Below are 15074 nucleotides of genomic sequence, written 5' to 3' on the forward strand. Positions count from 1 at the left end.
GCACGTAAAAATTTCAATTCTGCTTCACGTGTCTTTTGTAACTCGGCTGATAAACCTGACTCGGCTATATGCAGTATACCTGTATTGCAAAGATTAATGGTGGCATAGAATCGTTCCCATAAACGTTCCAGAAATACTTCACTGGTTGATAACGGAGGTATAAGTTCGGGTGCCTGTAAATTATTATAGGTCATCAGGTCAACCCTGCGGTTGTCTACACCTTGCAGCCACAGGTCTGTTCCTCCTTCGGTTAATGTATAGCCATCTTCTTTACCATACCAATGGCGGGCCGTGGCATACGCTGAGTATACAAGTGATTCAAACCCTTCGGGCTTGGTATATACCGCTTCGGCTGTAAGGCCTGAAGGGTTGTATTCGTTCAGCAGGTCGTTGCAGGCAAATAGCAGGAGCCCTGATATAAGCAGCGATTTTGTGAATATAGATTTCATGTTTTCTGCTCGTTAGAATTGAAGATTTACTCCGGCTATAATTAATCGTGAGAGCGGTGTGGTTTCAGCACCACCTCTTTCCGGATCGTAATGATCGATCTTGCTCTTCATCCACAGGTTCTTGCCATTCACATAGATGCGTGCAGAAGAGAAAGGTGTTTTACCCAATATACTCTTGGGTATAGTATATCCGATCGTGATGCCTCTCAGCTTCACAAACGAACCATCCTGGTACATAATGGTAGAGAGATATTTTACAGCACTCTTGGAAGTGTTGGCATTCGGGCGCGGATAGTCGTTGGATGGATTTTCCGGAGTCCAGTAATCATGCTGAATACTATTCTCATTGGCGGTCGGGTCATATATATTCGCAAAATCATAGCGAATCATTTGTCCCCAGCGCGCAAACACCTGCACCGATACATCGAAGTTCCTGATCTTTACATCACTGGTAAAATTACCAATCCACTTCGGACGTGGCGAACCCAGCACAACGCGATCGTCATTTGAATTGATCGACTTGTCGTCATTCTGATCTTTTACTTTTATCTCGCCCGGCACCTGGCCATAAGCTGTTGCTAAATCAGCTTCATTCGTCTGCCATATACCTGTTTTCTGATAATCGTACCAGGCCTGCGTTGGCTGGCCAATAAACCAGCCGTTGGCTACATCATTCGAACCTGTTGCCAGTTCGGTAATTTTTTCCCGCGTATTAAACCACGTTGCTCCTACTTTCCAGGTAAGCAATTCGTTATCTACCGGTATAGCACTTATAGCAAGTTCAATACCATTGGTTTCGGTCTTACCTATATTTTGTATAGTGCGTGTAAATCCGGATGTTGCCGGAAGTAATCTGTTCAGCAGGAGGTCTTGTGTCTTTGTTTTAAATACATCGATGGAACCGGTAATGCGATTCTGCAATATACCATAATCAAGACCGGCATTTACGGTAGAAGAGATCTCCCAGCCCAGTTCATCATTGCCAAGTTTTGTATCGAGGGTATATCCTACTACAAGGCGTTCGTCAAAAGCAAAGGGCATACGTGCCAGGTTGCTTTGTGTAGAGTATGGATCAACGGCATAGTTACCGGCTTTACCATAGCTCACACGAAACTTCAGGTCTGATATAGCATTTACATTCTGAATGAAACTCTCCTCGGAAATTCTCCAGGCAGCCGATACAGAAGGAAAAAACTCCCATTGCCGGCCGGGACTCAGTTGAGAAGCACCATCTGAACGTCCTACCAGTGTCAGTAAATATTTCTCGCGGTAATCATATTGTATACGACCGGTATAGGAAAGCAGCGCACTCTCTATATACTGTACAGACGTTGATATCTGCGATGTAGCATTACCTAATCCATAAAAACTTTGTGATGGCAACAACTGATTTACACCCGATGATGCATGGCGTTCACTTTTATTGCGTAATACAGATTGCACCCCAGTAACAGTAAGGTTGTGGTCACCCAGCGATTTTTTATACGTGAGTATATTTTCAAGATTTATACCCATCGAAATAGTGTTGGTATACTGCGTAAGCGGTTGTGTATTGTTACGCTCTACCGTATAGGCTGCAGCAAAGAGCCCTTCGCGCGAGCTGGTGCTGGTAACACCAAGTACAGAGCGGAAGGTAAGATCTTTGAAAGGCTTTACATCTACATATACCGAAGAAAAGATACGTGCTATCTGCACATTGTTACGATAGTTATCGCCTTGCTCATCCATCAACGGGTTTACGGTTTTACCATTGTTAAGCAGCGGCACTACTTGCCCGGAAGCATCAAAGGCATCTTCCAGCGGACTGAGTTTATTGGCTGTGTTCAGCGGATCGCGTCTTACATCCTGATCGTAGTAAGTAAACTGATTCTGTGTTCCGATCTTGAATACTTTGGATAACGTATGATCCAGGTTAACGCGCATCGAGTAACGATCGAGATTATCATTTTTGAACAATCCTTTTTCGTTGAAGTAATCGAGCGATACATATAGATTAGTCTTCTCTGTGCCCGAGCTCAAACCGATCTGGTAATCCTGTTGTGAGCCATGTTGCAGTAAAAGATCCTGCCAGTCGGTTCCTTTACCGGCTTGTATATTCGCCAGCTCGGCCGCGCTAAATATAGCGGCATCATCCGCAGTGCTCGACCATGCTCCTACAGCACGCTTGGCTTCTCTGCGCTGGTTGGCATACTGTTCGGCAGTTTGTACTTTCGGATAACCGTTCACAACAGAAGGTCCGCCATAAGCGTTGATCGATATTTTTGTTTTACCGGCACTGCCTTTCTTGGTTGTTACCAGTATAACGCCATTGGCACCACGCGATCCATATATAGCCGTAGAGGCTGCATCTTTCAATACTTCCATCGACTGTATATCATTCGGGTTCAAGTCCTGGATGTTGCTATACTGTACACCATCCACTATATATAGCGGCTCACTGCTGGCCAGCAACGAGCGTTGCCCTCTTACGCGTACGTTCACGGTTCCACCGGCTGCTCCGCTGGTGCGGGTAATATCCATACCCGGTACATTTCCCTGCAGCGATTCCATTACGTTGGTTACCGGCACACGCTTCATATCTTCTTCTTTTACAGATACGATCGAGCCGGTTACGTTGCTCTTCTTTACTTCACCATAACCAATCACCACTACTTCGGAGAGTTCAGATACATCGGGCTTCAGCACAACATCCACTACGGTTTTGCTGCCGATCACCACTTCCTGCGAAGAATATCCGATAAAGGAAAAAACGAGTATGCCGTTGGGGTCTGGCACTCTCAGTGTATATATACCTTCATTATCTGTAGTAGTACCTGCAGAAGTTCCTTTCAATACAACGGTAACGCCAGGTAACGGGCTTCCGTCATCAGACGAAGTGATTTTACCGCTAACGGTCAGTTCTTGTGCAGCAGCCTGAAGAGATATAGTTCCCATCAGTGCGGAGAGGCATAGCACTTTCCAGCCTGTATATATCCTGGTGAGGAAAGCCGGAAGTAATTTTTTTGGTAAACATACAAACATAGATCAAGGGGGTTTGAGCTTTGAATAAGAGTTGTCGGAAATATTCGATCACATCATAAAACAAGTGTTTAATTGACGATTGCAATCGACTCCGATGCGCAATCGATTGCATTTTAGGAAGGAAAAATTATTCCAGCAAATTATCTTTCACTTATTTTTAAAATGCTGCATTTAAACTCAAAAATGATGGATTATATCACTACAAAATAGGGAGTGGTATCGATTCCTGCCAAATTGTTCAGAAAAATGTTACAAGCAATCAATCGTTTTCTAAAATTATTTTCCTTTATATTGCGCAACCGATTACACATTATGTTGCACACCTCACGATACGCAGTACATCCTTCTCAGTACAGAACTTTTACTACGGCTCAGCTCCGCGAGCATTTTTTAGTGGAGACTATATTTATACCCGATGATATAGCACTGGTATATACCCATTATGATCGACTCATTGTAGGCGGTGCTAACCCGGTAACAAAACCGGTAGCGCTGCAAACATTCGGCTCGCTGAAGGCCGACTTTTTTTTACAACGAAGAGAAATAGGCATCATCAATGTTGGTGGAACGGGAACGATCACTGCCGATGGTACTACCTACACCCTGCAAAACAAGGAAGCCCTATATATAGGACGCGGAACAAAAGAAGTAGTATTTCACCCCGATGCTAAAACAAAGCCGCTTTATTATTTCAACAGCGCACCGGCACATGCTACCTATCCTACCCGCACTATAACACTCAGTCAGGCTGAAACGGTAGATATAGGAGCACTGGAGACTTCCAACCAGCGTACTATACGCAAGCTGATCGTGAACAGTGTATTGCCAACCTGCCAGGTGCAGATGGGGCTCACAGAATTAAAAACGGGCAGCGTATGGAACACCATGCCTCCACATACACACGACAGACGCATGGAAGCATACTTCTATTTTAATATACCCGACAATCAAACCGTATGTCACTTCATGGGTGAACCACAGGAGACCCGACACATCTGGATGCAAAATCACCAGGCGGTTATATCACCACCGTGGTCTATTCACAGCGGAGCCGGAACCAGCAACTATACTTTTATCTGGGGAATGGCCGGAGAGAATCTCGACTATAGCGACATGGACGGAGTAAAGCCAACGGAATTACGATGACAAAACTTTTTGACTTAACCGGTAAACGTGCCCTTATAACAGGTGGTACACACGGGCTCGGCATGGCCATGGCCAAAGGTCTGGGACACGCGGGTGCACACCTCATCGTTAACGGACATTCGCCTGATAAAATGAAGGATGCACTCGCTGCTTATACCAGCGAAGGTATACAGGCAACGGGCTATCTTTTTGATGTTACCAAAGATGACGCTGTGAAAGACGCCATCGATAAAATTGAAAAGGAAGTCGGGCCGATCGATATACTCATTAACAATGCCGGCATCATCAAACGTATACCTATACTCGAAATGGACGTTGCCGACTTTCAGCAGGTAATTGATGTAGACCTGGTAGGGCCTTTCATCGTATCCAAGCATGTAGGCAAATATATGGTGCAGCGAAGAGCCGGCAAGATCATTAACATCTGTTCGATGATGAGTGAGCTCGGCCGAAATACGGTTACAGCATACGCAGCTGCCAAAGGCGGCCTGAAGATGCTTACCAAAAATATGGCTACCGAATGGGCGAAGTATAATATACAGGTAAATGGTATAGGGCCGGGATATTTTGCTACGGAACAAACAGCTCCCATTCGGGTGAACGGACATCCGTTCAATGAATTTATTATCAACCGCACACCGGCTGCACGCTGGGGCGATCCGGATGACCTGATGGGCACAGCTATATTTCTGTCATCGGCTGCCAGTGATTTCGTTAACGGACAAATTATTTATGTAGATGGTGGTATATTAGCCACCATAGGAAAACCGGCCAACGAAGCATAGTGTTTTTGTAGAAAGACCTAACCGGAGAGACGACATGAAAAAAGAAAAAGCCACTATACACGATATAGCACGTAAGCTGAACATCACGGCCTCTACGGTCTCCCGCGCATTGAAAGATCATCCGCGCATCAGTGCAGAAACAAAAAAGGCCGTACAGAAGGCTGCACAAAAATTAAATTATCAGCCTAATAATATAGCGGCTGCGCTGCGCAATGGCAAGAGTAACATCATTGGTATCATTGTGCCTACGGCAGACCGTACGTTCTTTTCATCAGTAGTGCGTGGCATTGAAGAGATCGCCAATGCAGCAAAGTATAATGTGATGATCTGCCAGACGTACGACAACTACGAGAAAGAAGTATCTACAGTAGAAGCATTACTGAATGCACGCGTGGATGGCATCATTGTATCGCATGGTAAAGAGACACAAAACTTCGATCACTTTCTGAAAGTAAAAGAACGCGGTATACCCATTATACTCTTCGACCGTTCGAACGATGAGCTTGAAGTAAGTAATGTTGTGATCGATGATTTTCTGGGAGCCTATAAAGCTACCGAGCATCTTATTCAGCAAGGCTGCAAGCGCATTGCGCACTTTACCAATGCGCGCAAGATCAGCATCTTCAAGGAACGTCTGCGTGGCTATCGCGAAGCGCTGCTCGATAACAAATTGAAATTTGATGAATCGCTGGTGATCGACAGCAATCTTCAACTGGAAGATGGACGCAACAGCATGGAACAGCTCCTCAAGTTGAAAGAGATGCCCGATGGTATATTTTCTTCCAGTGCCTATGGTATATTAGGAGCCATGCAGGTGCTGAAAGAAAAAGGATACAGGATTCCGGAAGATGTAGCACTCGTGGGTTTCAGTAACGAGCCCTTCACTTCGTTTACCGAACCGCCTCTCTCTACGGTAGATCAGCACAGCATGCGTATGGGCAATGCCGCTGCCGAGATCTTCCTCGAAGAAGTTGCCGCCACGGATAAAAAGTTTATTCCGCAGAAAATCGTACTGAAACCCGAACTGATTATCCGCCAGTCATCGCTCCGGAAAAAGCAAAATTAATATGCCAGCCTCATCGTTCTTCTTTCAGGGAAACAGGAATGAAAAACGTCTTCATACAAAAGCCCGGTCATGCTGCCTGCACGTGTTCTCCCCCCGCACATCCTTCGGCAACGGACTCGTTAACCAATAACCGTTATATTCAGGGCTTTGAGATTTGAGTAGCTATCTAAAACAATCCAGATGAAAAATTTTATTACGGAAGACTTCCTCCTGACCAACGATTTTGCCAAGACGCTGTATCACCAGTATGCCCAGGATCTTCCCATCATCGATTATCATTGCCATCTTTCTCCACAGGATATAGCCGCCAATCGCCAGTTCGAAAACGTTACAAAAGTGTGGCTCGAAGGCGACCACTATAAATGGCGCGCAATGCGTGCACTGGGTATACAGGAAAAATATATTACCGGTGCCGGATCTGACCAGGAGAAATTTGAACAGTGGGCATACGCAGTACCCTATACGTTGCGGAACCCGCTCTATCACTGGACGCACCTCGAACTAAAACGCTACTTCGGTGTAGATACGCTATTGACACCGGATACGGCTACTGATATATACAAGACGGCTAACGAACAAATAACAAATCCTGCGAACAACACTCGCAACCTGCTTACCAAAATGAAAGTAGAAGTAGTGTGTACAACGGATGATCCGATTGATACGCTGGAACATCACCAGAAAATAAAGAAGGATAATTTCAAGATCACTATACTTCCTACATTTCGTCCGGATAAAGCCTTTGGGGTAGAGAACCCTGCCGCATATATAGTATATCTTGAAAAACTATCGGCAGCTTCCGGAGTTGCCATTAACAACTTTGATACGTTATTGATTGCGTTGAAGAATCGTATCGACTTCTTTCATGCACAGGGTTGTAAACTCTCCGATCACGGCCTGGAGCAATTATACTATCCGGAAAACAAACATGCCCATAACATTGAAGCACTGTTTGCACGATTGCTGAGAAAAGAAACTCTGGAGAAGAACGAAATACATTTCTTCAAATATAGTGTGCTGGTAGAACTGGGCCGGATGTATCACGCCAAAGGATGGACACAACAGTATCACCTCGGTGCATTGCGTAACACCAATGAACGTATGCTGCGCGAGCTCGGGCCGGATACCGGGTTTGATTCTATCGGAGACTTCTCCCAGGGGGTAGCACTCTCCAGGTTCCTCAGCGAACTGGACAGCACCAACCAGCTTGCCAAAACTATACTCTATAATCTCAATCCTTCTGATAACGAAGTGATGGGCACTATGATCGGAAACTTTAACGATGGCTCCACCAAAGGAAAGATACAGTTTGGTTCTGCATGGTGGTTCCTCGATCAGAAAGATGGCATGGAGAAACAGATCAACGCATTATCCAATTTAGGATTGCTGAGTTGCTTCATCGGTATGCTTACCGATTCGCGAAGCTTCCTCTCCTACCCGCGTCATGAATATTTCCGCAGAATATTGTGCAACCTCATCGGTAAAGATGTTGCCAATGGCGAATTACCGGCCGATGAAAAATGGCTGGGTAAAATTGTAGCGGATATATGTTACCATAATGCTAAAGCATATTTCAATTTCTAAACAGCTAACAACAGATATACCCCGGGAGTATATATCACCTGACTAAACGATAAACGCTATGACACAGAAACTCAATCGCCAGACGGCATCTATACCACAGACACGCCCCGTTAAAGTATTGCAATTCGGTGAAGGAAATTTTCTTCGCGCGTTTGTCGATTGGATCATTGATATACTCAATGAGAAAACTGATTTCAATGGTGCCGTGGAGATTGTGCAGCCGATCAGCAAAGGTATGGCTACCATGGTAAATGATCAGGATGGATTGTATCACGTAGTACTCAACGGTATTCAGCAAGGACAAACTGTTTCTGAAACGCGATTGATCACCTGTGTAGCAGGCGCTTTTAATCCGTATGACGATTTTCAGCACTTTCTTAAAACAGCCGAGAATCCACACCTGCAATTCATCATCTCCAATACAACCGAAGCGGGTATAACATTCAGCGCCAACGATACGGCTGCCGGCACATTGGCCGATACATTCCCGGGCAAAATCACACAGTTGCTATACCATCGCTTTATATACTTTCACGGTGCGGCCGATAAAGGGCTGGCATTGATACCCTGCGAGTTGATTGAAAAAAATGGAGATACACTGAAGCAAACAATACTGCAATATATAGACCTCTGGAAATTGCCCGAAGCGTTTAAACAATGGGTGCTTACCGAGAATACATTCTGCAATACATTGGTAGATCGCATAGTACCGGGCTTCCCGAAGGATACGATACGCTCTATACAGGAATCTGTGGGCTATGAAGATAACCTCGTGGTAACAGCCGAGCCGTTTCACCTGTGGGTGATTGAAGCAACGGATGGGGTACACGCAGCATTCCCTGCAGATAAAGCCGACCTGCAGGTAAAGTTCGTAAAAGACCTTACTCCCTATCGCACACGTAAAGTTAGAATCCTCAATGGAGCACATACCGCGTTAGTACCCGTAGCATATCTCCGCGGACTGCGCACGGTACGCGAGTCGGTAGAAGATTCGTACGCTGGCGAGTTTATACGGCAGGCTATATTTGAAGAAATTATACCAACGCTCGACTTGCCCCAAGAAGAACTTCAGCAGTTTGCCAACGATGTGATCGAGCGTTTTCAGAATCCATTCATTCGACATGAGTTAATCAGCATTGCCTTAAACTCTATATCTAAATATAAAGTGCGCGTGCTTCCGTCTGTACTCGAATATTATAAACGCAAAGGTCAGCTTCCCGAGCGATTGCTATTCTCACTGGCAGCATTGATTCGCTTCTATAAAGGCGAAGTAAAAAGAGAAGCTATACCACTGAACGATACACCCGAAATACTGGAGTTCTTTAAAAAGGCTTGGTCAACCAATAACCCGGTGCAGGTAGTAAAAGCTACACTCGCCAACAAGGCGTTCTGGGATCAGGACTTAACACAAATCCCCGGCCTCGAGAACAAAGTACTTCACTTTGTTTTAAAGTATGAGGAAGAGTTGAGCCAGGATTTATCGGTGAATATTCTGTAGAATTTAATTATGATATTTCACTGAAATATCGGGACAATCAAAGTAATTCTCATTTGTTGGAATAATCACAGTATGTCTGTAAAAGGCTTTGGATATTTCGTTGTATTTTAACGCTACAATATGACGATGCCTTCTATTTTTATATCGTATAATCCTGACTCTGATATAGAGCAAACACTAGCTGTAAGACTCTATACAATTGGGTCTGTACATGGCTTTAACATGATGCTGCCTGACAGATCACCTAATCCCAAAGGAGTTTCTTCAGAGACAAAAAGCCGAATTTTACTCGCGGATTATTTCATACTTTTTTCAACAAGTGCCCTAAGTAAAGAAGTAGTACAAGAAATTGATATAGCTTTTGATAATCTTCAGGATAAAGCCAAGATTCTGGTTGTATACGATAAACGTATTGGCAAAAACGTAAAAGGTCTTGATCATTGCACAGAAGTATATATCGATTTAAATGCAGACGTACAGAGCGTTTTGCAGGAGATTATAGGGAAAGTAAAACAGGTTCAAAAAGGTAAACAAAGTTCCTCTGATTGGGGTTGGATTATTCTGACTGGTTTGAGCCTGTTCGCATTGGCAAACATCCAGGAACCTGCAAAGAGAAAGCCCGCAAAAAAAAGAATCACTCCTTCAAAAAAGACTATAGCTAAAAAACGAATCTCAAAAAGAGCTAAAATAAAAAAGTAAGTGTTCAAAAGAACTGCCGTTGTCGATACCGACTCATTGATCAATCTCACGCATCTTAAAATTCTAAAACTACTACAGTCATTGTTTTCACAAATCCATATTCCAATGGAAGTGCGAAAAGAATATGAACTGATGAAGCATAAGGAACCTGACAGAGAATGGCTTTTAGAAAGGTTAAAACCAAATGAAGGATTCTATTCTCTTTGTACAAAATATGATACCATAAGCTTTGTGGTACTAAAGGGGCTTAAAGGGATTCACACAGGCGAAGCTGAGGTCGCGGCACAACATCTGGAGATTGGAACAAATTACATAATTTCTGACGACCTATCCTTTAAAGAATCCCTGAACCGGAGGTTCCCTCATGCTAAAATCATTTCTACACTCCACATCATTTCCATGCTGGACTTACATAGACTTATCCATAATCGGGATGTACTCTTAAGAACGCTTCATTTGAAAAGCCCAGTCAATATCCAACTACTAAGAGCATCTTATTGGGAATCCGCCAAAGAATATGGAATTCACATCACTAAAAAAGAAGTCAACGATAAAAACAATCCGGTAAAAATTGGAATCAAATAAGGTCAAGTATATACCCTCTGAAATACAACTTTAGAGAAAAAAAGGCATCGCAGAACTGTATCTGCGATGCCTTTGTATTTATATACCGGTATATTTTACTGCAATACGAAAGCAGCCTTCTTCACATCGCGTGAGTTGCCACCTATATATACTTCAAATTTGCCAGGCTCTACACCAAAAGACATATCTTTACGATAGAATGACAAGTCCTGTTGTGTAAGCGTGAACGTAACATCTTTCGATTCACCGGGCTGAAGTAAAATCTTCTGGAAGTTCCTCAGCTCCTTTACCGGGCGTGTTACGCTGCCAACCAGATCGCGGATATATAGCTGCACAACTTCCTCACCCGCCAGTTTGCCGCTGTTGGTAACTTTGCAGGTAACTTTCACTTCTTCTTGCTGTGATATCTTGTTTTTATCCAGCACTACATCGCCATACGAGAACGTGGTATAGCTTAAACCATAACCGAAAGGATATAGTGGCTCGTTAGATTCATCCAGGTACTTGGAAGTATACTTGTTATTCGGATCCATAGGGCGCCCCGTGTTCTTCATGTTATAGAACAATGGAATTTGTCCGACAGAACGTGGGAACGTAACCGTAAGTTTACCGGCTGGATTATAGTCACCGAACAATACATCCGCTATAGCATGGCCAGCCTGTGTACCCAGGAACCATGTCTCAACAACCGAAGATATATGTTGATCGATCCAGTTAATGGTAAGCGGTCTTCCGTTCGACAATACCACTACTACAGGTTTACCCGTCTTTTGAATTTCTTCTACAAGACGTTGCTGTATGCCGGGTAAATTTAGTGAAGCACGGCTGGCGGCCTCGCCAGTCATCAACGCTGCTTCACCAACAGTCAACACCACTACATCTGCCTGCTTCGCAGTTTGTATAGCTTGTGCTAAATATTTGGTAGAGTCATCGTTGATATTAGAACCTTTTGCATAGAGCACCTGCGTGCCTGGCGACACTGCTGCTTTGATACCTTCTAATATAGTTACAGCTTTCTTCCAGTCACCTGCTGCTGACCATGAGCCGATCATTTCTCTGCGCGCATCTGCCATCGGGCCAATCACAGCCAGTCGTTTTATACTCTTTGAGAGCGGAAGTATATTTTTATCATTCTTCAACAACACAATAGATTTGCGCGCACCATCGCGGGCTGCATCGAGAAATTCTTTCTTCATAACAGTAGTCTTCTCGCGCTCTTCGTTGCTGAAGCGATACGGATCTTCAAACAGACCCAACTCAAATTTCTTCTGCAGAATTCTGCGCACGGCATCATCGATCAGGCTCTCTTTCAGTTTACCTTCTTTTACAAGCTTGCCCAAGGCATCGTTATAAAAGCCGGCCTGCATATCCATATCCACACCTGCTTCCAATGCCAGCGCTGCTGCTGACGCTGTATCTTCCGCTATACCGTGTGGTATCATTTCCATAATAGATGTATAGTCTGTTACCACGAAGCCGGTAAAGTTCCACTCCTTGCGCAGGATATCCGTCATCAGATATTTATTACCGCTGGCCGGTATACCATTCAATTCGTTGAAGGAGGTCATCACCGTAGCAGCACCGGCATCCACCGCTGCCTTATAAGGCGGAAGGTATACTTCGCGCAGCACACGATCCGACATATCGGTAGTATGATAATCGCGACCAGCCTGCACAGCGCCATACGCAGCAAAGTGTTTTACACAGGCCAGCACAGCATCCAGCTCTCCTATACCTTTACCCTGAAAACCTTTTACACGAGCTTCGGCAATGCGCGATCCCAGATAAGTATCTTCACCGGCACCTTCAGCCATGCGTCCCCAGCGAGGATCGCGCGCTATATCGCACATCGGTGCAAACGTCCAGTGTAGTCCTTCAGCAGAAGCTTCTTCAGCAGCAATGCGTGCCGATTGCTCCATCGCAGCCAAGTCCCAGCTCGCAGATTCTCCCAGAGGAATTGGAAATATAGTGCGGTGTCCGTGAATAACATCGTAGCCAAAAAGCAAAGGTATATGCAGGCGCGTTTCCTTTACAGCAATCTCCTGCAGCTTGCGCGTATAGTCGGCACCAAAAGCATTAAATATAGCGCCTACCTTACCGGCCTTTATATCTTCTTTATAGTTCTCGCGAATGGTCGGTCCGGTAACATCATAATCACTGGTAAACAGCGTAAGTTGTCCTACCTTTTCTTCCAGCGTCATTAGTACCAACAGAGAATCAACGCGGTGGTCAATCTTGCTGTTACTACCGCTGGCAGAGGCAGTATGTTTTTCCTGACAGCCAGCCAGACCTATAGCGGCCGCTATCACGATCAAGTATATTCGGTTCATAGCACAGTTATTTCATCAAAGTATATTTTCAAAAATTAGTGGCACCTCAGCAAGCCTCTCTATAACAGAGAGACTATGCTAAAGTGGGGCTCCTCCTCAGAGTATATTTTCATCCGCAGTATAAATACCCGGTATATAAATCATCTGTTATTAATTACTAACAAAACCAAGTTTGGTGCGTGCGGCCTGCACCTCGGGCGCAGACTCAAATAAATCCCACAACAAACCTGTTCTGTAATTTTCAATCATCACTACAATCGGGCCTTGATCAATAGCCAGGTATGAGCTGGCCGTCCATCCTTCCGTCAGGTTAAACGCATCGTAAAAACCATACGGCCCCCACAGGCGGTCCCCCAGTGTATAGTAAAAAAATTTCAGCGCCTTCATCGACTCCTCCGGAGTATAAGGAAAAGAAGATAGCGCAGCCGTTGGAGTAATCACTCCTTTATCATTAGCAGGCGAATGGGCATCATACCCTGTTGAGTTATCACTCGATGTCAGTCCCCAGCAGGAATCGCTATAGCCTATATAATTTTTTGGATTGGCCACACAGTATGCATAGTTGATAAGCGATGCATTAACATTCTGCTGCCAGTAATCAGCAAAGTCATCCGAAAAGTGCGGGCTCATACCTTGGTAAGAATACTGCACCCAAAACAACGGACTGGGTGTTCCCAATGGAAGTATATAGTTATAGTATGTATTGCCGGTCTTTATAGCACCGTTGCGTCCATAACCATTGGTATATACACTCTTGGGAATACTGTGTGTAGGCGAAGCCGCTGCCAGAAAATACGTGATCTGTTCTTCAAAGTAACCATACATCGGGAAGTTCATATCCCAGGCATAATCGGGCGACCAATGCCAGTATAGCACGTCTTCATTGTTCTTTCTATACCAATCCCATTCAACACCTTTCCATAATGCAGTAATGCGATTGATCAGGTTATTGCCGGTGGTGTCAGCAGCAGTAAGATATTGCCGAAAAGCAATCAGGCCTTGTACCAGAAATGAAGTCTCCACCAGGTCGCCACCATCATCTTTTGTACTAAACGGAATTACCTTTCCGGTAGTGCCATCCATCCAATGCGGCCATGCGCCATGAAAGCGATCAGCTTTTTCCAGGAACGTAACCATCTTGTTCATACGCTCCACTCCTTCTGCACGGGCTATAAAATTCCGATCTATACCAACAATCAATGCCATGATGCCAAAACCCGAGCCTCCGCTGGTAACGGTATTACCCGAAGTGTTTCGCTCACGCGCCATACCACTGCTGGGTTCTGCAAAATCCCAGAAGTACTTGAATGTTTGTTTCTGCACCTGGGTCATCAGTGCTTCATCAGAGAGCACATCAAAATCCGGGGTTTCATCTATAGCAGTATAAAACACCTGGTTGCGCGCAGTTACCATACCACCATTACTACCGGTAATACCCGTTAAAACAGCAAGCTGATATTTAGACAGATCTTTAAGCTTTTGAGGTATAGCAATAACAATGGTTTTGTTATCATCTTTTAGACTTGCAGTATATGCTATAGCATTGCTGGCATTATCCGTTACACGTATACTCTGCGTGGTAATGGATGAGAGATTGATTGGTTGGGAGCAACGAATTTCGATCACCACATCTTCACAAGGTATATTTACGATCGATTGAGAAGATATAGCTTCGTTTCCGGCAATGGAGAGAGATTCTATAGCAACAGGCTCCGGAAAACTTTGCTGCTCGTTATCGTGATCACTACAGGCAAAAAGCCATAATAGTCCAACTACTATATATATACTTCTTCCTGTCATCCTTCAAAAAATAAGTGGATAAGAAGAGGTTTCCGGCATGCCGGAAACCTCTAACCAAACTAACCTATAAAACCTAGAGAAAAACTAGTATCCTGTATTTTGCTGAATAGC

At 44.5% G+C, this 15074-nt stretch carries 10 protein-coding genes and 1 pseudogene; 7 read left to right on the forward strand and 4 right to left on the reverse strand.

Annotation, left to right across the window (positions count from 1 at the left end; all coding sequences use genetic code 11):
• Positions 1-449, reverse strand: a pseudogene (locus VIN08_RS10540) (RagB/SusD family nutrient uptake outer membrane protein); the annotation flags it as partial.
• 12 nt (positions 450-461) lie between these two features.
• The gene (locus tag VIN08_RS10545; RefSeq protein ID WP_331964272.1) at positions 462-3470 is read right to left on the reverse strand and encodes a TonB-dependent receptor; all 3009 of its coding nucleotides are present in this window, start codon (positions 3468-3470) and stop codon (positions 462-464) included.
• 312 nt (positions 3471-3782) lie between these two features.
• Between VIN08_RS10545 and kduI the strand changes: the two genes are divergently transcribed.
• The 7 genes from kduI to VIN08_RS10580 all read left to right on the forward strand — a co-directional run bounded on the left by kduI (position 3783) and on the right by VIN08_RS10580 (position 10833).
• The gene (gene kduI, locus VIN08_RS10550) at positions 3783-4616 is read left to right on the forward strand and encodes a 5-dehydro-4-deoxy-D-glucuronate isomerase (RefSeq protein ID WP_331964275.1); all 834 of its coding nucleotides are present in this window, start codon (positions 3783-3785) and stop codon (positions 4614-4616) included.
• The gene (locus VIN08_RS10555) at positions 4613-5401 is read left to right on the forward strand and encodes a gluconate 5-dehydrogenase (protein WP_331964278.1); all 789 of its coding nucleotides are present in this window, start codon (positions 4613-4615) and stop codon (positions 5399-5401) included. Before kduI ends, VIN08_RS10555 begins: the two co-directional genes overlap by 4 nt.
• A 34-nt stretch (positions 5402-5435) precedes the next feature.
• On the forward strand, positions 5436-6467 hold the full coding sequence (locus VIN08_RS10560; protein ID WP_331964281.1) for a LacI family DNA-binding transcriptional regulator: 1032 nt from the start codon (positions 5436-5438) through the stop codon (positions 6465-6467).
• A gap of 180 nt (positions 6468-6647) precedes the next feature.
• Positions 6648-8051, forward strand: coding sequence for a glucuronate isomerase (gene uxaC / locus VIN08_RS10565; RefSeq protein ID WP_331964284.1), 1404 nt, complete (start codon positions 6648-6650; stop codon positions 8049-8051).
• Between the two features lie 58 nt (positions 8052-8109).
• Positions 8110-9549 carry a tagaturonate reductase gene (locus VIN08_RS10570; protein WP_331964287.1) on the forward strand — a complete coding sequence of 480 codons (1440 nt, stop codon included), beginning with the start codon at positions 8110-8112 and terminating at the stop codon, positions 9547-9549.
• Between the two features lie 126 nt (positions 9550-9675).
• Positions 9676-10248, forward strand: a complete 573-nt coding sequence (locus tag VIN08_RS10575; protein ID WP_331964290.1) for a hypothetical protein — start codon at positions 9676-9678, stop codon at positions 10246-10248.
• A 105-nt stretch (positions 10249-10353) separates the two neighbouring features.
• Positions 10354-10833, forward strand: coding sequence for a hypothetical protein (locus tag VIN08_RS10580; RefSeq protein WP_331964293.1), 480 nt, complete (start codon positions 10354-10356; stop codon positions 10831-10833).
• A 95-nt stretch (positions 10834-10928) separates the two neighbouring features.
• On the opposite strand, the gene bglX is transcribed toward VIN08_RS10580, so the two are convergent.
• On the reverse strand, positions 10929-13163 hold the full coding sequence (bglX, locus tag VIN08_RS10585; protein ID WP_331964296.1) for a beta-glucosidase BglX: 2235 nt from the start codon (positions 13161-13163) through the stop codon (positions 10929-10931).
• 150 nt (positions 13164-13313) lie between these two features.
• Positions 13314-14963, reverse strand: coding sequence for a glucoamylase family protein (locus tag VIN08_RS10590; protein ID WP_331964299.1), 1650 nt, complete (start codon positions 14961-14963; stop codon positions 13314-13316).
• Positions 14964-15074: the final 111 nt, after the last annotated feature.

Source organism: Ohtaekwangia sp. (assembly GCF_036568665.1).
Classification (GTDB): domain Bacteria; phylum Bacteroidota; class Bacteroidia; order Cytophagales; family Cyclobacteriaceae; genus Ohtaekwangia.